Source organism: Inquilinus sp. CAU 1745 (genome assembly GCF_039839375.1).
Classification (GTDB): domain Bacteria; phylum Pseudomonadota; class Alphaproteobacteria; order DSM-16000; family Inquilinaceae; genus JBDOQU01.
On record NZ_JBDOQU010000001.1, the window covers coordinates 434,114 to 451,774 of the forward strand.

Sequence of the window (17,661 nt, forward strand, 5' to 3'; positions counted from 1 at the left end):
CCTTGATGCGGTCCGGATTGGCGGCAAGATGATGCGGGAGCATCCGGCACGGATGCAAGCGGCCTACTCCGCCGGACCGCGCGGCCTCCGCAGCCGGGTGACCTTGCCCGACGGGCCGGACTGCTGACGCAGATAGTCCATGGCGTCCTCCGCTGGCAGCGCCCGTTTGTAGAAAAAGCCCTGGCAGTACTCGCACCCCGCCTTCCTCAACGCCTCCACGTCGCCGGCCGTCTCGGCCCCTTCCGCGACCACATCCAGTCCCAGCGCGTGCGCCAGGTCGACAATCGCCTCGACGATCACCGCACCGCGCTCCGCCAGAACGTCCATGACGAACGACCGGTCGATCTTCAGCGTATCGAAGGGCAGCCGGTGCAAATGATTCAAAGAAGAATAACCGGTGCCGAAATCGTCGATCGACAGCTTGATCCCCAGATCCTTCAGCGCGTTCAGGACGCTGGCGCCGTGGTCGGGCCGGTCCAGGAAGACGCTCTCGGTGATCTCCAGCTTCAGACTGCCGGCAGGCGCGCCGCTCTCCCTCAGCGCCTCGCGCAGCCGATCGACAAGATGCGGATCGTCCAGCTGCCGTTTGGAGACGTTGACCGATATGAAGGGCGCCGCGCCGTCCTCCATTGCCGCCCATTCGGCCAGTTGCCGGCAGGTTTCCTTCAGCGCCCAGGCCCCGATCGGCACGATCAACCCTGTCTCCTCCGCCAACGGGATGAACATGTCCGGCGGCACGAAAGTACCGTCATCCAGGCGCCAACGGGTCAGCGCCTCGAACCCGGCGACGCCGCCACTGCTCAACGACACCACCGGCTGGTAGTGCAGGCGCAGCTGCCGCCTCTCCAGCGCGCGGCGAAGGTCGCCCTCCAGCGCCAGCGTCGCCGTTCCCTGGTTTCGCATCGCATGATCGTAAAGGACGACCAGCCCCCGGCCCCGCTGCTTGGCGTCCTCCATCGCCAGAGCGGCATCGGTCAATATGTCCTCCGCCCGGCCATAGCCGGGGTCGCAGAAGGCGATGCCGACACAGGCGAAGGGGAAGACCTCCAGCCCCGCCAGCCGGATCGGCTGGGCCAGCGAATCACGGATCCATTCTCCTGTCCGGCGCGCGTCCTCGGTCTCCCGCACCTCGGGCATGAGCACGGCGAAATGATCGCTGCCGATCCGCGCGACAAGGTGGCCGCCGGCGATCCGTCTCAGCCGCCGGGCGGTCGCGACCAGCAGATCGTCGCCGGCTCCCTGCCCCAGCGTGTCGTTGACCTGCCGAAACCGGTCCAGATCGATATAGAAGATCGTCGCCCCGCGTGCGACCTCCCGCTTCACGTCGGACAGCACGATCTCCAGCCGGTCCATGAAGGCGGTCCGGTTGGGCAGTTGGGTCAGCGTGTCGACCAGCGCGTGCTCCAGCACCTTCGCCTCCGCGGCCTTCTGGTCGGTGATATCGCTGACCGAACCGACGACACGCGTCGCCCTCCCGCTCATGTCGCGGACGGCCGTCCCTCTGGCATGGACCCAGCGATAGCCGCTGGTGGCGTGGCGGACCCGGTACTGCAGATTCATGATGTCGCCGCCAGGATTCAGGAAATCCCTGAACTTCACCTCTGTCGGCGCCTTGTCCTCGGGATGGATTCGCTCCAGCCAGGCATCCAGCGTTTCGCCGAGCCCGCCCTCGGGCAGTCCCACGATCATCTCCGCGCGGGGCGAATAGTAGGTTCGCTTGGTGGCCATATCGAGGTCGAACAGCCCCTCATTGCCCCCCGTGGCCGCCAGCACATAGCGCTCCTCCCGCAGCCTCAGGGCCCGCCGCTCGGCCTCTATGCTTTCCGCCAGCCGAACAGTCTCCCGGAATGGCCCGGCCGCGGCGACGGCCGCGCCTGGTTTCTCGATCGATCTCATCGGGCCGACCAACCTCCGCCCGACCCAGGCCGCGGCTCCAACGCAGATGAGCGCCACTCCGGTGGCGAGCAGGAGTTGGAGCGGCAAGGCCGTAACGATCGGCAAGCTTTCCGACGCGACGATGATCACCGACCACGGCCAAGGGACGGCGGCGAGACCGATGACCGCGGCACGGTAGCTTTCGCCCTGGTAGTCGAATGCGACATCCAGGGGAAGTGGCTCCAGCACCGTCTCCAGCGGATGCCCGATCGCCGTCAGGACTGCATCGATAACCGGATCGTGCAGCGCCTCCTCAACATCGATATCCGGGGTTGCCTCCTCGCTGAGGATGGCGCGCGGGCGGTAGAATTGCCCGCCGCCCGGGTAGGCGAGCATCCGTCCGCGATCGTCGATCACGACCGCCTTCGCACCCACCTCCTTCGACACCCGCCGCAGCATTCGGGAGAAGGAGGCGATGTCGAAATCAATGACCAGCGCGCTTGCCGACGGCCTTGCAGTCTGGAAGACGGGCGACGCCACGGTGACGCCGGTTCCGGAAGCTTCGCCGAACCGGGGGTCCGACCACACGGTCCGACGTTCCTCCATCGCGCGGGCATAGAGCGGATCGCTTCCGAAATTGGATGGGATGTCGTCGCTGGTTTCCCGCGCGATCAATTGCCGGTCATGATCCAGCCACAGAGCTTCAGTGACCGTGTCGCCGCCGTCATCCATCCGGCGCTGGATGCGATACCCGCCGGCGCCGCGTCCGCTGACCTTGTTCACCGCGACATAGCCGCCATTGCGGGCGACGAAACGCACGGCGTCGATCGCGTCGCTCTCCTCCACGATGTCCAGAAGAAGATTCTCGTGATGGAAGGATTCCCCCCCATCCAGCGGCCCCAGATCGGCCACGCGCCTCGCCAGATCGGGAAGCGCCTCGATAACGCCCAGTTCGGCGTCGATGAGATGGGCCACCCTGTCGGCCGTCTGCTCCAGCAGCCGTTCCGTCGTCTCATGGACGGCCTTTCGGCCCAAGAGACCACCGATTCCGATAAACAGCACCGCCACCGACATCGCCAGGATGCCGACGCTGACGATCAGGAAAGGCACCAACGGGAGACGCGTTCTCATAATCCCGACCGGCCCAAAGGGCATCCGCCTGTCCCATGCTGGCGGCCGATCAGTGACGATCAGCGCCGGCATTTATTCAAATGCAACGCATTGAGTCTGACACAGATCGACATGGAAATGAAAAGTAAAAGGCCTTCCTCCACTATGGGATAGGAAGCGGGAACGATGGGGGATTCTTATGCCGGCTTCGATCGCCACGGCGACCAGCCGAGGTTCATCCCGGCGGCCGCGATCAGGATCGCCGCCGCGCCTGCCAACTGCGCCGCATGCAGCCGCTGGCCGAAAACCAGAAAGTCGACCAGGATCGCCACCACCGGGTAGATGAAGGATAACGACCCTTGCAGGTGCGTCGGCAGTTTCTGGATCGCGCTATACATCAGGATGTACATGATGCCGGTATGCACGACGCCGATTACGATCAGCGCACACCACGCGCCGGCATCGTCAGGAAGCGCCGTCAGGTCGGCGAAAGGCGCCAGCATGGCCATTCCGACGCCGACCTGGATCAGGGCGATCAGATGCGGCGGCGTACCCGCCAGCTTCTTCGTCACGATGGCGGCGACGGCCCAGAAGAAGGCAGCCCCCAGCGCCATCAGGATACCGGTGAAATAATCGGTCCCGACATAAGCAGCGTATTGGCCTGTGTCCGGCTTCTCCTGCACGATCAGAAGCATCCCGGAGAACGCGATTCCCAGCCAGATCAGCTTCGCCGCCGTCAGCCGTTCGGAGAAGAAGACCGCGCCGAAACAGACCAGCATGAAGGGCTGGGTATTGTAGACCGCCGTGGCGATGGAGATCGACGCCAGCGAATATGATTTGAACAGCAGCAGCCAGTTAACGACGATCGCCACGCCGCCCAACGCCGCGAGAGCCGCCAGCCGTAGGGTGATGGCCCTGCGCAACAATCCCATGGCGGCGCAGATGATCAGTAGAGTGACCCCGCCGAAGACGCAGCGCCAGAACACCACATCCATCGCCGGCTGCCCGGACAGCACCACGAACCATCCGATGGTGCCCAGGATTACCATTGCGGCGGTCATCTCGACCGTTCCGCGCGTCTTTTCGTCCATCATATCCCCCTGAGAACATGTCAGGGGTTCAGTATCCGATGGAGGAACTCCATCTTCTATGATGAGACAAAGGCCATATCGTCCATCTTCCTTACAATATAAACTGATAGCGCCAAATCGGTCGCTTGATGGAAAAACACATGCTAGACGATACGGACCGTCGCATCCTGGAGGTCCTGCTGAAGGATTCCCGGATTTCCCTGAAAGACCTGGCCGGCCAGATCGGCCTCTCCTCTCCCAGCATATCCGAACGGGTGCGCCGGCTGGAGGAACGGGGCGTCATCCGCGCCTTCACCGTGGAGATCGACCCCAAGGCGCTGGGCTACCAGCTTCAGGCCATCGTCCGCATTCGCCCCCTGCCGGGCAAGCTGCACATCGTCCGGAAGCTGATCGAGGAAATCCCGGAGTTCTGCGAATGCGACAAGGTTACGGGCGATGATTGCTATGTCGCTCGTCTTCATCTTCGCTCCATCGATCAGTTGGATCCCGTTCTCGACCGCATCGCCGATCACGCGGAAACGAACACCTCAATCATCAAGTCCAGACCCATCGAAAGGCGACCGCCGCCATTGCAGCGGGAATAGAGCGTCACCCGACGGTCTCGCCCGCCGTTTCCCGCTGATACCAACGATAGGTTTCCTCCACCCCCTGGCGCAGTGACCTGCCAGCGTGCCACCCCAGCGCCGTCAACCGGCTGATGTCGAGCCGTTTGATGGGCGTGCCGTCGGGTCGGCTCGTATCGAATCGGAACGCGCCGCGATAACCCACGATCTTGGCCAGGAGCAGCGCGAGATCGGCTATCGCGATATCTTCTCCGCAGCCGACATTGATCGGCGTCTCGCCGGAATAGTTTTTCATGAGATGGACCAGCGCGTCGGCCGCGTCATCGACATGAAGAAACTCGCGCCTCGGCGTGCCTGATCCCCAGATATCGACGCTGGGAAGATCGCGCCTGACCGCATCGTCCAGCCGCCCCATCAGCGCCGGCAGCACGTGGGCGGTCTCAGGATCGAAATTGTCGCCGGGCCCGTAGAGGTTGGTTGGCATCGCCGCGATGAAGTCGCAGCCATGCTGCCGCCGATAGGCCTGGCACATCGCCACGCCAGCGATCTTCGCGACGGCGTAGGCTTCATTCGTCGGTTCCAGGGGGCCGGTCATCAGCGCCGACTCCGCTATCGGCTGCCGGGCGTCGCGCGGATAGATGCAGGATGAGCCGAGGAACAGCAGCTTCTCCACCCCCTGCCGCCGGGCACATTCCATGACATTGGTCTGGATTGCCAGGTTGTCGTGCAGGAAATCCGCCGGATAAAGGCTGTTCGCCAAAATGCCGCCGACCCGCGCGGCCGCGAGCATGATCGCGTCCGGCCTGTTGTCCGCCATCCATCGCGCCACCGCCGCACCATCCCGGAGATCGAGTTGGTCGCGGCCGACCGCCAGGATTTCGCAACCCTCGCGGCCCAGCCGCCGGACCAGAGCCGATCCGACCATCCCGCGATGCCCCGCGACCCATAGGCGCTTACCGGCAAGGCCGTAGGGGACCCTCATTGGTCTCAGACCGGCAACGCCTGCGGCATCGCCATGGCAGGGCCGCGGTTTGCGGTTCGCATGTCGGCCAGCACCATCTCCTCCACGAGTTCTTCGAACCTGACCGTATGGCGCCAGTTCAGACGCTTCCGGGCCTTCGCCGGATCGCCCTCCAGAAGGTCGACTTCCGCGGGACGGAAATAGCGCGGATCGATTTGGATAAGACACGTTCCGTCGGAATCATCCACGCCGGTTTCCTCCAGCCCCTCTCCTTCCCAGACGATGGTGCGGCCGATCACCCGGAAGGCTTCCGTCACGAACTCCCGGACGGTTCGGCTTTCTCCGGTCGCCAGCACATAATCATCCGGCGCCGACTGCTGAAGGATGCGCCACATCCCGTCGGCATAGTCCCGCGCATGACCCCAATCGCGCCGCGCGTTGAGGTTGCCCAGACTGATGGGACGCATATCGCCCAGATGAATCGCGACGACGCCTCGTGTGATCTTGCGGGTGACGAAAGTCTCCCCCCTGATAGGACTGTCATGGTTGAACAGGATGCCGTTCGAGGCGTGAAAGCCATAGGCCTCGCGATAATTGACCGTCGTCCAGAAGGCGTGGAGCTTGGCGATGCCATATGGGCTTCGCGGCCTGAACGGAGTCTCTTCGTTCTGAGGGCATTCCGCCGCCTGACCGTAGAGCTCAGAGGTCGACGCCTGATAGAAGCGCACCCTGTCGCCCATCCCCAGCAGCTGGATCGCCTCCAGCAGCCGCAGCGCGCCGAGCGCGTTTATATCGGCGGTATATTCCGGAAGTTCAAAACTGACCTTCACATGGCTCTGCGCCGCCAGATTGTATATCTCGGTCGGCCGAACCCGGTCGATCAGCCGTAGCAGCCCTCCGCCATCGGCCATGTCGCCGTAATGCAGGAAGAAGCGGTCGCACCCATCGTAAAGATGGTCGATGCGGGCGGTGTTCATGGAGGATGACCGGCGCTTAAGCCCGTGGACCTCATACCCCTTGCCAAGCAGAAGGTCCGACAGGTACGCGCCGTCCTGCCCGGTGACGCCGGTTATCAGGGCGATCTTCTCCCGGCCGCGCTCGTTCTTCCTCTCCATTCGCCACCCGATTCGCGATCCTGCCGGCGCGAAGAGTGCCACATGAGGTTGTAGGGCAAAAAGATAAAATTGACGCGATCGGCCGCCCGGCCTTCACGCCCTCGGCGCGCGCCGCACACCCTCCCTCAACCGGGCGAACGGAAGGGCGAAGGTATCCGCGGTATTCGGTCCCGGCGCTTCCACGATCAGCACTTCCTCGGCGATCGGCTCGAAGTCCGCGCGGAAATGGACGGAGCTCTTCAGCGCCAGGATCTTCTGCCCCGCCGGTTCGACGCCCAGATGACGGAACATCTCCCGGTCGGCCGCCTGCTGCTTCCGCGACGACACGGCGACCCGGACGCCTCCGATCCGCAAGAGCGCCATCGGCCCGAGGTCCATCCGCGCATTGAGGTAGAAAGGGCCGGTACCCGTGAACCGGCCGTCGCCCAGCCGCTCGACCGTGAAGCGCCCCTCGAAAGGCACCGCGCCGCCATATCGGCTGCCGGCGCCGACCGCCATGTCGATTTCCGCGCCGACGCCCGCCTGATGAGCCTTCAGCGCCGCGTCGGAATCGTTCAGCAGGCCGACAACCGCACCTTCCGCCTTACGCCGGACCAGCGCCTCCAGGATCGCCACCCCGTCGCCCTCCGCGCCGCCGCCGGGATTGTCCTGCGTATCGGCGAGGATGACCGGGCGGTTCGCGGTTCGCGATCTTTCCATCGCCCTTGCCACCGCCTCGTCGGGCGACAGGAGCGATATCCGAAAGCGCGGTTCGGCCTCCTCGAACATCCGCGCAAGGCCGGAGACCGCCGTCTCCACCGCCTCGGCATCGGTTCCGTAGCCCATGATGGAGGGGCCGCAATCGGCGACGTCGGCCGCCGGGAAACCCATGGCGACGGAGAGCGAGACGATTCCCGGCCTCTCCTCCAGCCGCGCCAGCCGCTCATATATCTCCCGCGCCGGCGTCGCCAGCGTCGACTGGGCGACCAGCGAGACCAGATAGCCGCCCTGCGCGAAACCCCTGTGCAGCGGCCGTTCCAGCCACAGAAGACGATCCATCCCCTGGGCCGCCCGCGCGCCTGTCTCCGCCATGTCCACGTGAGGGTATGTGCGATAGGCGACCAGCAGGTCCGAGAGGTCGACCATCCGCCGGCTGACATTGGCATGCAGGTCCAGGCTGACGACGATCGGCAGATCCGGTTCCGTGACCTGCCGGATGCGGGAGAGAAGCTCCCCCTCCCCGTCCTCATGGGCCTCCGTCACCATCGCGCCGTGCAGATCCAGATAGAGGGCGTCGAGCGGCAGGCTCTTTCTCAAAGCGGAGCAGATCTCGCCGGCGATCGTCTCGAACGCCTCCGTCTCGACCGGGGCCGAGGGGCTTGCCGAACACCAGAGCAGCGGCACGATCTCATGATGCCGCGACGCCGCCAGGAACCCAGCCACCGGAAGGTTCATGCCGGCGACCGCGGCCGGCAGGTCCGTTCCCCGCACCATCGCCGGCCAGGCGTCCGCTTCCCGGAAATCCGCAAGCGTCGCCTTCAGGGAGGCGAACGTGTTTGTTTCATGCTGGAAACCCGCTACGGCGATCCGCGCCATCAGGAGACATCTCCGGCGACCGCCCTCCGGAATATCGCGGAGAGATCGGCGGCGGTGACGGGAACCGCGTTGGTCGGCGTTGACGGATCATTCTCCGCCAGCCGTCCGATCTCCTCCGCCCGGTCGGCCTTGATGCCGATGGCCGACAGCGTCTCGGGGATTCCCAGCCGACGCCGCAGGCCCAGCAGCCAGGCCAGTACGGCATCGAACCCCTGCCCTTCCAGCCCCAGATAGCGCGCCAACCGGTCCATCCTCCCTTCGATCGCCGGACGATTGCGGATCATGACATAGGGCATCAGGATTGCGTTCAGCAGGCCGTGATGGGCGTCGTAGAGCGCACCCAGCGGGTGGGCCAGCGAATGAACGGCACCCAGCCCCTTCTGGAAGGCCGTCGCCCCCATGCTGGCGGCCGCCATCATATGACCCCGCGCCTCGACATTCTCCGGACTCTCATAGGCGACCGGCAGCCACTCCGCGATAAGTCGCAGCCCCTCCATGGCGATGCCGTCGGCCATCGGATGATAGCCGGGGGCACAATAGGCTTCCATGCAATGGGCGAAGGCGTCCATGCCCGTCGCGGCCGTGACAGGCTTCGGCAGCCCGACCGTCAGCAGCGGGTCGGCGATCACCACCCCCGGCAGCATCTTCGGATGGAAGATGATCTTCTTCATGTGCGCCGCCTCGTCCGTGACGACGGCCGCGCGCCCGACCTCCGATCCCGTGCCCGCGGTGGTCGGAACGGCGACGATGGGTGCGATCGTGTCGGCATTGGCGCGGCTCCACCAATCCCCGATATCCTCGAAATCCCAGATCGGCCGCGTCTGCCCCGCCATGAAGGCGACCAGCTTGCCCGCGTCCAGACCGCTGCCGCCGCCGAAGGCGATCACGCCGTCATGTCCGCCGTCGCGGAAGGCCGCCACCCCCGCCTCGACATTAGCGGCGATGGGGTTCGGCTTGATGTCGGAGAAGAGCTTCGCCGGCACCCCTTCCTTCGCCAGCAGGGCCATCGTCTCCGCCACCATCGGCAGCTTCGCAAGTCCGGCATCGGTGACCAGGAGAGGTCTGGAGATGCCCGTTTCCCTACAAGCCGCCGCCAACTCTGCGATACGGCCGGCGCCGAACAGGATCTTGGTCGGGTAGTTCCACTTTGCGGCGGAGGCGCTCATCGGGGGAAGACCTCGGATGTCGGGAGATGTACGGAACGCGGGCTTAGATGATTTCGAAGTAGCGGGCCAGTTCCCAGTCGGTGACGTGCTTCCGGAACTCCCGCTCCTCCCATTCCCGCGTCGCAGCGTAATGGTCGACGAAGGCGTCGCCGAACAGGGCGCGGGCCGGCTTGGATTTCCGCAACCGCCGGGCCGCCTCGAACAGGGTGCGCGGAAGCTGCAGGCGCGGCGGGAAGGTCCGGTCGTAGGCGGACCCCTTGCATGCCGCCTCCGGCTCCACCTCGTTCTCGATGCCCCACAAGCCGGACGCCAGCGCCGCCGCCATCACCAGGTAGGGATTCCCGTCCGCCGCCGCGACGCGATACTCCACACGCTGGGATTTCGCCGATCCCGGAATCGCCCGCAGCGCCGTCGTTCGGTTCTCCACCCCCCAGCTTGCGGAGGTCGGGGCCCAGAAGCCGGGAATCAGCCGCGTATAAGCGTTGACGGACGGCGCCACCATCGCCAGCAGCTCCGGCATCAGCTTCTGCTGGCCGCCGATGAAATGACGCATCGTCCGGCTGATCGCGTGCTCTTCCCCCTTGTCGTGAAAGGCGGGTTTCCCGTCGGTCCCCTTCAGCGACAGATGCAGGTGGCCGGATTGTCCGGGCCAGTCCGGCGACCATTTCGCCATGAAGGTCGCCATGAGGTTGTTCCTCTGAGCGACGATCTTGGTGAAGCTCTTGAACAGGGTCGCCTTGTCCGCTGCCTCCAGCGCCTTGTCGACGGTTATCGCCGCCTCCAGCACGCCCGGCCCCGTCTCCGTGTGCAGGCCCTCGATGGGGAAATCCATCCGCTCCGCCACGTCCAGCAGTTCGCGATAGAACTCCGCCCATACGGAGGATCGCAGCATCGAATAGCCGAAGAATCCCGGCGTGATCGGGCGCAGGTCGCGATAGCCCTTCTCACGGATCGAATGCGGCGTCTCATCGAACAGGAAGAATTCGTATTCGAAGGCCGCGGAGGGCTCGTATCCCATGCCGCGCGCCCGCTCGATCACCCGCTTCAACAGGCCGCGCGGACAGATCGCCTCCGCCGGTCCGGCGAAGTCGCCGAGGAAGAGCAGCATGTCGCCTTCCATCGGCACGTCGCGGCAGGTTTCCACCGCCACCGTTACCGGCGCGTCGGGATAAGCCGTATGCCAGCCGGTATAGTCGACATTGTCGTAGAGCTGATCGTTGCTGTCCCAGCCCAGCACCACGTCACAGAAGCCGAAACCGCCATCCAGTGCGGAGAAGAATTTCTCGCGCGACATGTATTTGCCGCGCAATACCCCGTCGATGTCGGTGACCGCGACCTTGACGTGAGCCAGGCCCCGCTCCTCGACAAGCGCCCGCGCGTCAGCCGCCGTCGCGACCTTCCTGGCTGCCATCTTGTTCTTCCTTTCGCGGCCGACTCCCTGGACAGCGACGATAGAAAGGGCCGCGAAGGATGGTCAATCTGTAATCCGAACGGCGGTAATCCGGACGGTGGTGATCAGGAGGCGATCTGCTGCATCGGCGTGATGCCGGACCGCGTCGCCCAGATCGCCGCCTGGGTGCGGTTCGCCGCCCCGATCTTCCGCAGGACGCGGCGGACATGGACCTTCACCGTCGCCTCGGACACGCCCAGATGACGCGCGATCAGCTTGTTCTGCTTGCCCTCCGCCAGGAGGCTCAGGACCCGCCTTTCGCCGCTGGTCAGCGTCCGCTGCCCTGCGGGCTGGAACGGCGACCCTATCGCCGTCTCCTCGGCCATCGTCCGGTGGGCGAAGCGCATCGGCAGGATGCTCTGTCCCATGACCACCAGCCTGAGGGATTGCAGCAATACCTCGATGGAAGTGTCCTTGAGCAGGACGGCGTCCACACCGGCCTCGACGCTCCTGGAGAGCGCCAGTCCTTCGCCCCCGCTGCCCAACGCCACAATGCGGATCGCCGGCCACCTCTCATGCAGCCGCCGAACGTCGGCAGCATCGACGGGAAGGCTCAACATCACCGCCAGGTCGGGCTTCTGGTCGATGGAATCAGGGGCCAATGCGGCTACCGAGCCGAAATCGCCGACGATCCTGAAGTCGCCCAAGGCCAGCACGTGCCTCAGCGCCTCCCGGAAGATGTCCGCTTCGCCGATCAGTACGATATTGCTCGACAAGATACTCATGATGGTGCTCCCCACATTTCGTGGCCGCTTGCCTTGGGGGCTTTCCGAAAGACGCCGGCGCGGACATTTTTTGTCCTGCGGAGTGCGGCATGTCGTTCTTTCGGTCCCGGTTTTACGCCCTTTGCCCAAGAACTTCGGCCAGCATCCGCGTGGGGATAGATAAAATCCATTCCTCTTAGGGTGTAATTCCCTCAGAGCGGAACTATCATGTCATATATAAGATTAGCCTGCGGGATTAATGAACTGGAATCGGGAGATTAATGTACTGTTGCCCATCTGCAACAAGCGCGGCGAAAAAGTCAAAACAGGGCGGAAGACGGGTCAGGAAGCGAGGCGAAGTATGGCCTTGCGCTCCCGTGCGCGGCGCACGATGTGGATCAGCGGCGCTCCCGGCCGGATCTCCCGCGCCAACTCCTCCGCCAGCCGGTCGGCCAGCAGCCGGAACTGCTGACGCTCCGAGCGAGAGAAGAGAGCGCTTTCCGAGGCGCGGAGGCACCATTGGCGATGACGCTGGAGGATGGCCGGCATGGTCATGGGAAAGACCATAGAGCGGCTTGGTTAGCGGATCGTTAAGCCGGACGAAAAGCCGTAAGCGCCGTTGTAGGAACAGCCCATATGCCCTAATCAGAAGGCTTCCTTCGGCCTGGACAGAGATCATGACCTTCCGCCTTCTTCCGATCGTCCTCCTGCTATCGGGATGCGCCGTCGCCGACGCCTTCAACACCGGCGTCGCCGCGATCGCCGATGGCACGAAGTATGTCGTCGATCGCGTAAGCGGGGAACCGGCGCCCGCCGATGGATCACCCGGCGCGCCTCCGCCGGCCCAGGGAACGGCGACGGGCGCATCCGGCCCGACCGGAGGCCCGACCATCCAGCCGGCCCCGGCCGGAACGGTGGAAACCGCTCCGCTTAACTGAGCGCCCGCAGCCTCTCCAGCAGCGCCGACGTCGGATAGCCGTCCTCGGGCAGCCCCAACTCCTCCTGGAACCGGCGGATGCCGTCCCGCGTCATCGGCCCGATTATCCCGTCGACCCCGCCCGTGTCATATCCCCTGGCGGTCAGCAGCTGCTGAAGGTCCATCCGGTCGTCGCGGCTCAGCGGTGAATCGCCTCTCGGCCAATCGCCGACGAAGGGTTCTCCGCCCCTGAGGCGGTCCGCCAGATGCCCGATCGCCAGCGCATAGCTAGTCGCGTTGTTGTAGCGCAGGATCGCGCGAAAATTGTCCAGCACCAGAAAGGCCGGTCCGCGATGGCCGGCAGGCACGATGATCGACCCCTCGCCCGTGGCGGTCAGCGGCGCGCCGTCGGCCCGGGTGACGCCCATCGCCCGCCACCGGTCTATCGGCAGGCTTTCGGAAAGCTCGGCAAGGCCATAGTCGAAACCGGCGGGTAGCCGGACCTCCGTCCCCCAGCTCTCCCCGCGCTGCCAGCCGGATTCGGCCAGGTAGTTGGCGGTCGAGCTGAAGACGTCGGGCAGGCTGCCCCAGATGTCGCGCCGCCCGTCGCCATCGCCATCGACGGCGTGGCCCAGATAGGTCGTGGGAATGAACTGCGTCTGGCCCATCGCCCCGGCCCAGGACCCGACCATCCGGTCGGGCGCGATGTCCCCCGCCTCGATGATCCTGAGCGCCGCCATCAACTGATCCCGACCGTAGCCTTCCCGGCTGCCGTCATAGGCCAGAGTGGAGAGGGCGGAGATGACGGGGTAGTTGCCGAAATTCGCGCCATAGGCGCTCTCCAGCCCCCAGATGGCGACCAGATATTCCGGCGCCACCCCATAACGTTGCTCGACCGCATCCAGCAGGGCGGCATGTTCAGCCAGGAGCGCCCTTCCCCGAGCCACCCGCTGGTCGGAGACGGCGCTGTCCAGATAATCCCAGATCGGCCGGGCGAATTCAGGCTGGCGGCTGTCCGCCTCGATCACCGCCGGCAGCCGGCTCACCCCGGCGAAGGCCCGATCGATCGCCGCCGGCGAGATGCCCTCCTGCCGCGCCTGCCGCTTGAAAGACGCCACCCATTCCTCGAAGCTCTGCTGCGGAGCCTCGGCGGCCGCTACGGGGGCATCGGAGGTTCCGGCGCCGCCCGCGCCCTGCGCGGCCGGCGTCGACGCACAGGCCGACAAGGCCAGCGCCAGCGCGGCCGAGCCCCATATCCTGCAGTTCCCCAAGATCAGCCTCATCAATCGCCTCGTCCTCTTCGGTCCAACCGGTCCCGCTCATTAACATGTCCGGGGGGTAACGCCGCAACAGACGCGAACGCTCCTCCCTTCCGCCCGAAAAAACCCATAAATTGAAGCCTCTCTAGCCGCCGGCCACCAGCCTTTCACGACCGGAGACCATGTCCATGCCATCTGAGAGACCCGCCTCGCCACGGATCCTGCCCGTGATCCTCTCCGGCGGCATCGGCTCGCGCCTGTGGCCCCTCTCCCGGCCGGAACGGCCCAAGCAGCTCCTGAGCCTGCTGGGAGAAGAGACGCTTCTCCAGCAGACCGCGCGCAGGGTTTCCGATCCGGCACTCTTTGAACCACCCATCGTCATCTGCGCCACCGCGCACCGGTTCATGGTCGCCGAGCAGATGACCCAGACCGGCATCGCGCCCCGGCGAATCGTGCTGGAGCCGATGGGCCGCAGCACCGCCCCCGCCGCCGCGGTCGCCGCCCATCTGGCTGAGAGCCCCGACACGGTGCTGGCCATCCTGCCGTCGGACGCGGCGATCTCAGGTCTCGACATCTTCCTCGACACGATGCGCACCGCCGCCGGGGCCGCCGCCGAAGGATACATGACGACGCTCGGCATCCAGCCGGACCGGCCGGCCACCGGCTACGGCTATATCCGCTCGGGCCGCCCCCTTGGGACGCCCGGCGGAGCTTGCCATGTCGACCGGTTCGTGGAGAAGCCGGACCTGGAGACCGCCGAACGGTTCCTCTCCGAAGGCGGATACTACTGGAACAGCGGTATCTTCCTGCTGCCCGCCGGACGGTTCCTGGAAGAGCTGGAGCGTCACGAGCCGGGTATCGTCGAGCCCGCCCGGGACGCCATCGACCGCGGCCGGGCCGACGAGGACTTCCTCCGGCTGGACGAGGCCTCGTTCGCGGCCGCGACCTCTATCTCGATCGACCATGCGGTCATGGAGCGCACCGACCGGGCGGCCGTAGTGCCCGCCCTCTTCGAATGGAGCGACCTCGGCTCCTGGGCTGCCCTCTGGGCGGTCGGCGACAAGGACGATCTGGGCAACGTCGTCATCGGCGACGTCCGCGTCGAGGATTCTTCGGCCAGCTACCTTCGGGCCTCGGAAGGCCACACGCTGGGCGTCGTCGGGGTACGGGATCTGGTCATCGTCGCCACGCCCACCGCCACGCTTGTCCTGCCCCGGGACCGCGCGGAGGAGGTGAAGAAGGTGCTGGGCAAGTGAGTTCCCATCTCTCGTCATGGTGAGCCCGTCGCACAATCGGGGCGTGCATCCTTCGACTGGCTTGGGATGAGGCGGTGGTGGGACCGCGTCCGGTCCCTTCCCGCCAGTGATGCGGTTAGGGCCTATGGATTCCGGCTCGGGGGCCGGAATGACCAATTAGCGGGGGCTTACCCCTGCTCCTCATGGTGAGCCTGTCGAACCATGGGGCACAGACCCTATGACAAGCTCAGTGTGAGGGATTATTTCCTAGAACATCCCGAGAAGTCAAGCTTGGCGACCCGGCACGCCTCTGCGAAGGTGGCCGGACGTTCCGCGTTCTCGAAGCTCCCCGATGCCCAACCCCTATCTTGCCGTCGCCGCCATCATCCTGGGCGTTGCCCTGCTTCAGCTCGCCAACGGCGCGCTGCTGACCTTCCTGCCGGTCCGGCTGACGCTCGATTCCTACAGCGCCGGGTCGATCGGCCTGATCGCCACCGGCCATGCGGCAGGGTTCCTGGTCGGCTGCCTGATGACCACGCGGATCATCCGGCAGGTCGGCCATATCCGCGCCTTCGCGGTCTTCGCGGCGATGATGTCGGCAACCGCCATCGCCTTCTCGCTGTGGATCGACCCGGTCTACTGGATGGGCTTGAGGATCATCACGGGCTTCTGTTCGGCCGGCCTCTTCACCGTGGCGGAAAGCTGGCTGGCCGAACGTACGCCCGCCGCGCTGCGCGGCCGGGTCTTGAGCGTCTACATGATCTTCAACAAGGTCGGGTTCGCCGGAGGGCAGTTGATGCTGGCGGTCGGCGACGTGGCGGGGCTGGCCTTCTACATGGGCGGGGCGGCGCTCTACGCGCTGTGCCTCATTCCGGTCGCGCTCACCACCTCGACCAGCCCGTCGGTGCCGGACATCGCGCCGCTGAGGCTGAGGGAGCTCTACCGCATCGCGCCGGCCGGCGTGGTCGGCTGCTTCGCCACGGGGCTCATCAACTCCGCCGTCATAAGCCTGTCGCCGGTCTATGGCGCGCGGCTCGGCCTCTCGACCACCGCCATCGCGATCCTGATGGCGATCACCCAGGCGGGCAGCCTCGCCTTCCAGTGGCCGCTCGGCTGGCTGTCGGACCGGATCGACCGCCGGAACGTCATCGTCGGCTCGACGGCGGCGGTGGCGCTCGTCTCGCTGCTGCTGGGATTCGTTCCGGCCGACTGGCTGTGGGCGATCTACCTTCTGTTCGCGCTGTGGGGCGGCTTCGCGCTGTCGGTCTATGCCGTCTGCGTCGCCCACGCCAACGATTTCAGCGAGAGCGGCCGCACGGTTCAGCTTTCCTCCAGCCTGCTTCTCTGCTGGGCGCTGGGGTCGGCAGTCGGCCCGACGCTGGCGACGCTGATGATGGACCGGTTCGGCCCCGGCGGCCTGTTCCAGTACGCAGCCCTGGTCGCGGCCGGCCTCGCCCTCTTCGTCCTGTGGCGGACGACCAAGCGGGCGTCGATACCGGCGGCCGAGAGGGAGCCCTTCGTCAACGTCCCGGCGACCAGCCCGATCGCCATGGACATGGAGGGCGTTGACGAAGCTGTGGACAGAGGGACGCCCGCCGACGAGGTCCGCTAGTCGCTGGCCCTGCGCTTCACGATGAAGCGGTAGATCACCAGGATGATGATCGCGCCGATCACGGCGCCGATGAAGCCGGCCGCCTCCCCCTGCTCATAGAAGCCGACCGCCTGGCCCAGCCAGGTGGCGACGAAGGCGCCGGCGATGCCCAGGAGGATGGTGATGATGAACCCGCCGGGATCGCGCCCCGGCATCAGCAGTTTTGCCACCAGCCCCGCCAGCAGTCCGATGATGATTGTCCACAAGATCGACATGACGCCCCCTTACATTAGCTCGGACTCAGTAACGTCGGATCGAGGCGTCAGGTTTCACCTTGTTTCACGAAGGCGTTACGGGAGCTTGGCAGCCCCTCCCCGTCGGCCTAAGTGCTGGCCCAGGGTTGGTGATGACGGGAAATGGAGGAGGCACTCCCATGCTGAAGAAGACGATGATTTCGCTGGCGGTCGCGCTGATGGCGGTTCCGGCCGCGCTGGCGCAACAGGCACCGGCCGACGACGGAATGGAATCGGCGGTCTTCGCCGGCGGCTGCTTCTGGTGCGTGGAGGAAGCGTTCGACAAGGTCGAGGGCGTTACGGAGACGGTATCCGGGTTCTCCGGCGGCACGGTCCCCGACCCCAGCTATGAGCAGGTGACTCAGGGCGGCACCGGCCACGCCGAGGCGGTGCGGGTCACCTACGATCCGGCGGAAGTCGACTACGCCGCCCTGCTGGACGTGTTCTGGCGCAATGTCGATCCGTTCGACGGCGGCGGCCAGTTCTGCGACCGCGGGCCGTCGTACCGCAGCGTCGTCTTCGTGGAGAACCCGGAGGAGCGCCGGCTAGCGGAGGAGACCAAGCAATCCATCGCCGAGCGGTTCGACCGCCCGGTGGAGACGGAGATCACGGAGGCCAGCGAGTTCTATCCGGCGGAGGATTACCACCAGAACTACCACCAGGAAAATCCGCTCCGCTACAAATACTACAAATGGGCGTGCGGCCGCGAACAGCGGCTGGAGGAGATATGGGGTCCGCCGGAGGCGTAAGACCCCGC

Annotated in this window: 16 protein-coding genes; 5 read left to right on the top strand and 11 right to left on the bottom strand. The window is 65.6% G+C overall.

Annotated elements, in window-relative coordinates; all coding sequences use genetic code 11:
- Positions 1-63: 63 nt before the first annotated feature.
- Entirely contained in the window at positions 64-3,006 is a 2,943-nt protein-coding gene (locus AAFN89_RS02145) for an EAL domain-containing protein (RefSeq protein WP_347535408.1), read from the bottom strand.
- A gap of 176 nt (positions 3,007-3,182) precedes the next feature.
- Positions 3,183-4,046 carry a DMT family transporter gene (locus AAFN89_RS02150; protein WP_347535410.1) on the bottom strand — a complete coding sequence of 288 codons (864 nt, stop codon included), beginning with the start codon at positions 4,044-4,046 and terminating at the stop codon, positions 3,183-3,185.
- A 170-nt stretch (positions 4,047-4,216) separates the two neighbouring features.
- Here AAFN89_RS02150 and AAFN89_RS02155 point away from each other — a divergent pair, with 170 nt between their 5' ends.
- Positions 4,217-4,660 (top strand): Lrp/AsnC family transcriptional regulator, encoded by a 444-nt coding sequence (locus AAFN89_RS02155; protein WP_347535412.1) that lies wholly within the window; start codon positions 4,217-4,219, stop codon positions 4,658-4,660.
- Between the two features lie 4 nt (positions 4,661-4,664).
- Here AAFN89_RS02155 and AAFN89_RS02160 read toward each other — a convergent pair whose 3' ends face one another.
- From AAFN89_RS02160 to AAFN89_RS02190, 7 genes are all read right to left on the bottom strand, one after another.
- Positions 4,665-5,621: a GDP-L-fucose synthase gene (locus AAFN89_RS02160; RefSeq protein WP_347535414.1), complete on the bottom strand. Its 957-nt coding sequence runs from the start codon at positions 5,619-5,621 to the stop codon at positions 4,665-4,667.
- A gap of 5 nt (positions 5,622-5,626) precedes the next feature.
- The gene (gmd, locus tag AAFN89_RS02165; protein WP_347535416.1) at positions 5,627-6,715 is read right to left on the bottom strand and encodes a GDP-mannose 4,6-dehydratase; all 1,089 of its coding nucleotides are present in this window, start codon (positions 6,713-6,715) and stop codon (positions 5,627-5,629) included.
- Positions 6,716-6,808: 93 nt separating this feature from the next.
- Positions 6,809-8,290: a M81 family metallopeptidase gene (locus tag AAFN89_RS02170; RefSeq protein WP_347535418.1), complete on the bottom strand. Its 1,482-nt coding sequence runs from the start codon at positions 8,288-8,290 to the stop codon at positions 6,809-6,811.
- Positions 8,290-9,456 carry an iron-containing alcohol dehydrogenase gene (locus AAFN89_RS02175; protein WP_347535420.1) on the bottom strand — a complete coding sequence of 389 codons (1,167 nt, stop codon included), beginning with the start codon at positions 9,454-9,456 and terminating at the stop codon, positions 8,290-8,292. The genes AAFN89_RS02170 and AAFN89_RS02175 overlap by 1 nt, the downstream gene beginning before the upstream one ends.
- A gap of 43 nt (positions 9,457-9,499) precedes the next feature.
- Complete coding sequence (locus AAFN89_RS02180) at positions 9,500-10,867, bottom strand: glutamine synthetase (protein ID WP_347535422.1); 1,368 nt, start codon at positions 10,865-10,867, stop codon at positions 9,500-9,502.
- Positions 10,868-10,971: 104 nt separating this feature from the next.
- Complete coding sequence (locus tag AAFN89_RS02185; protein WP_347535424.1) at positions 10,972-11,631, bottom strand: response regulator transcription factor; 660 nt, start codon at positions 11,629-11,631, stop codon at positions 10,972-10,974.
- 321 nt (positions 11,632-11,952) lie between these two features.
- Complete coding sequence (locus tag AAFN89_RS02190) at positions 11,953-12,165, bottom strand: hypothetical protein (protein ID WP_347535426.1); 213 nt, start codon at positions 12,163-12,165, stop codon at positions 11,953-11,955.
- Positions 12,166-12,287: 122 nt separating this feature from the next.
- Here AAFN89_RS02190 and AAFN89_RS02195 point away from each other — a divergent pair, with 122 nt between their 5' ends.
- A complete protein-coding gene (locus AAFN89_RS02195) occupies positions 12,288-12,548 on the top strand; it encodes a hypothetical protein (protein ID WP_347535428.1) in 261 nt (86 codons plus the stop codon).
- Here the strand turns inward: AAFN89_RS02195 and AAFN89_RS02200 are convergent.
- Positions 12,541-13,809: a lytic murein transglycosylase gene (locus AAFN89_RS02200; protein WP_347535430.1), complete on the bottom strand. Its 1,269-nt coding sequence runs from the start codon at positions 13,807-13,809 to the stop codon at positions 12,541-12,543. The two genes, AAFN89_RS02195 and AAFN89_RS02200, sit on opposite strands and share 8 nt — an antisense overlap.
- Before the next feature lie 164 nt (positions 13,810-13,973).
- Between AAFN89_RS02200 and AAFN89_RS02205 the strand changes: the two genes are divergently transcribed.
- Entirely contained in the window at positions 13,974-15,041 is a 1,068-nt protein-coding gene (locus AAFN89_RS02205; protein ID WP_347535432.1) for a mannose-1-phosphate guanylyltransferase/mannose-6-phosphate isomerase, read from the top strand.
- 331 nt (positions 15,042-15,372) lie between these two features.
- Complete coding sequence (locus tag AAFN89_RS02210; RefSeq protein WP_347535434.1) at positions 15,373-16,632, top strand: MFS transporter; 1,260 nt, start codon at positions 15,373-15,375, stop codon at positions 16,630-16,632.
- Here the strand turns inward: AAFN89_RS02210 and AAFN89_RS02215 are convergent.
- A complete protein-coding gene (locus tag AAFN89_RS02215; protein WP_347535436.1) occupies positions 16,629-16,886 on the bottom strand; it encodes a GlsB/YeaQ/YmgE family stress response membrane protein in 258 nt (85 codons plus the stop codon). The genes AAFN89_RS02210 and AAFN89_RS02215 overlap by 4 nt on opposite strands.
- A gap of 158 nt (positions 16,887-17,044) precedes the next feature.
- Here AAFN89_RS02215 and msrA point away from each other — a divergent pair, with 158 nt between their 5' ends.
- The gene (gene msrA / locus AAFN89_RS02220; RefSeq protein WP_347535438.1) at positions 17,045-17,653 is read left to right on the top strand and encodes a peptide-methionine (S)-S-oxide reductase MsrA; all 609 of its coding nucleotides are present in this window, start codon (positions 17,045-17,047) and stop codon (positions 17,651-17,653) included.
- The last annotated feature ends 8 nt before the right edge of the window (positions 17,654-17,661 follow it).

Bases quoted from the DNA above. Each gene is read 5' to 3' on its own strand.
- AAFN89_RS02170 (WP_347535418.1), bottom strand. From the start codon at position 8,290: ATGGCGCGGATCGCCGTAGCGGGTTTCCAGCATGAAACAAACACGTTC.
- AAFN89_RS02180 (WP_347535422.1), bottom strand. From the start codon at position 10,867: ATGGCAGCCAGGAAGGTCGCGACGGCGGCTGACGCGCGGGCGCTTGTC.
- AAFN89_RS02150 (WP_347535410.1), bottom strand. From the start codon at position 4,046: ATGACCGCCGCAATGGTAATCCTGGGCACCATCGGATGGTTCGTGGTG.
- AAFN89_RS02160 (WP_347535414.1), bottom strand. From the start codon at position 5,621: ATGAGGGTCCCCTACGGCCTTGCCGGTAAGCGCCTATGGGTCGCGGGG.
- AAFN89_RS02195 (WP_347535428.1), top strand. From the start codon at position 12,288: ATGACCTTCCGCCTTCTTCCGATCGTCCTCCTGCTATCGGGATGCGCC.
- AAFN89_RS02205 (WP_347535432.1), top strand. From the start codon at position 13,974: ATGCCATCTGAGAGACCCGCCTCGCCACGGATCCTGCCCGTGATCCTC.
- AAFN89_RS02185 (WP_347535424.1), bottom strand. From the start codon at position 11,631: ATGAGTATCTTGTCGAGCAATATCGTACTGATCGGCGAAGCGGACATC.
- AAFN89_RS02215 (WP_347535436.1), bottom strand. From the start codon at position 16,886: ATGTCGATCTTGTGGACAATCATCATCGGACTGCTGGCGGGGCTGGTG.
- gmd (WP_347535416.1), bottom strand. From the start codon at position 6,715: ATGGAGAGGAAGAACGAGCGCGGCCGGGAGAAGATCGCCCTGATAACC.
- msrA (WP_347535438.1), top strand. From the start codon at position 17,045: ATGCTGAAGAAGACGATGATTTCGCTGGCGGTCGCGCTGATGGCGGTT.
- AAFN89_RS02200 (WP_347535430.1), bottom strand. From the start codon at position 13,809: ATGAGGCTGATCTTGGGGAACTGCAGGATATGGGGCTCGGCCGCGCTG.
- AAFN89_RS02145 (WP_347535408.1), bottom strand. From the start codon at position 3,006: ATGAGAACGCGTCTCCCGTTGGTGCCTTTCCTGATCGTCAGCGTCGGC.
- AAFN89_RS02190 (WP_347535426.1), bottom strand. From the start codon at position 12,165: ATGACCATGCCGGCCATCCTCCAGCGTCATCGCCAATGGTGCCTCCGC.
- AAFN89_RS02175 (WP_347535420.1), bottom strand. From the start codon at position 9,456: ATGAGCGCCTCCGCCGCAAAGTGGAACTACCCGACCAAGATCCTGTTC.
- AAFN89_RS02210 (WP_347535434.1), top strand. From the start codon at position 15,373: ATGCCCAACCCCTATCTTGCCGTCGCCGCCATCATCCTGGGCGTTGCC.
- AAFN89_RS02155 (WP_347535412.1), top strand. From the start codon at position 4,217: ATGCTAGACGATACGGACCGTCGCATCCTGGAGGTCCTGCTGAAGGAT.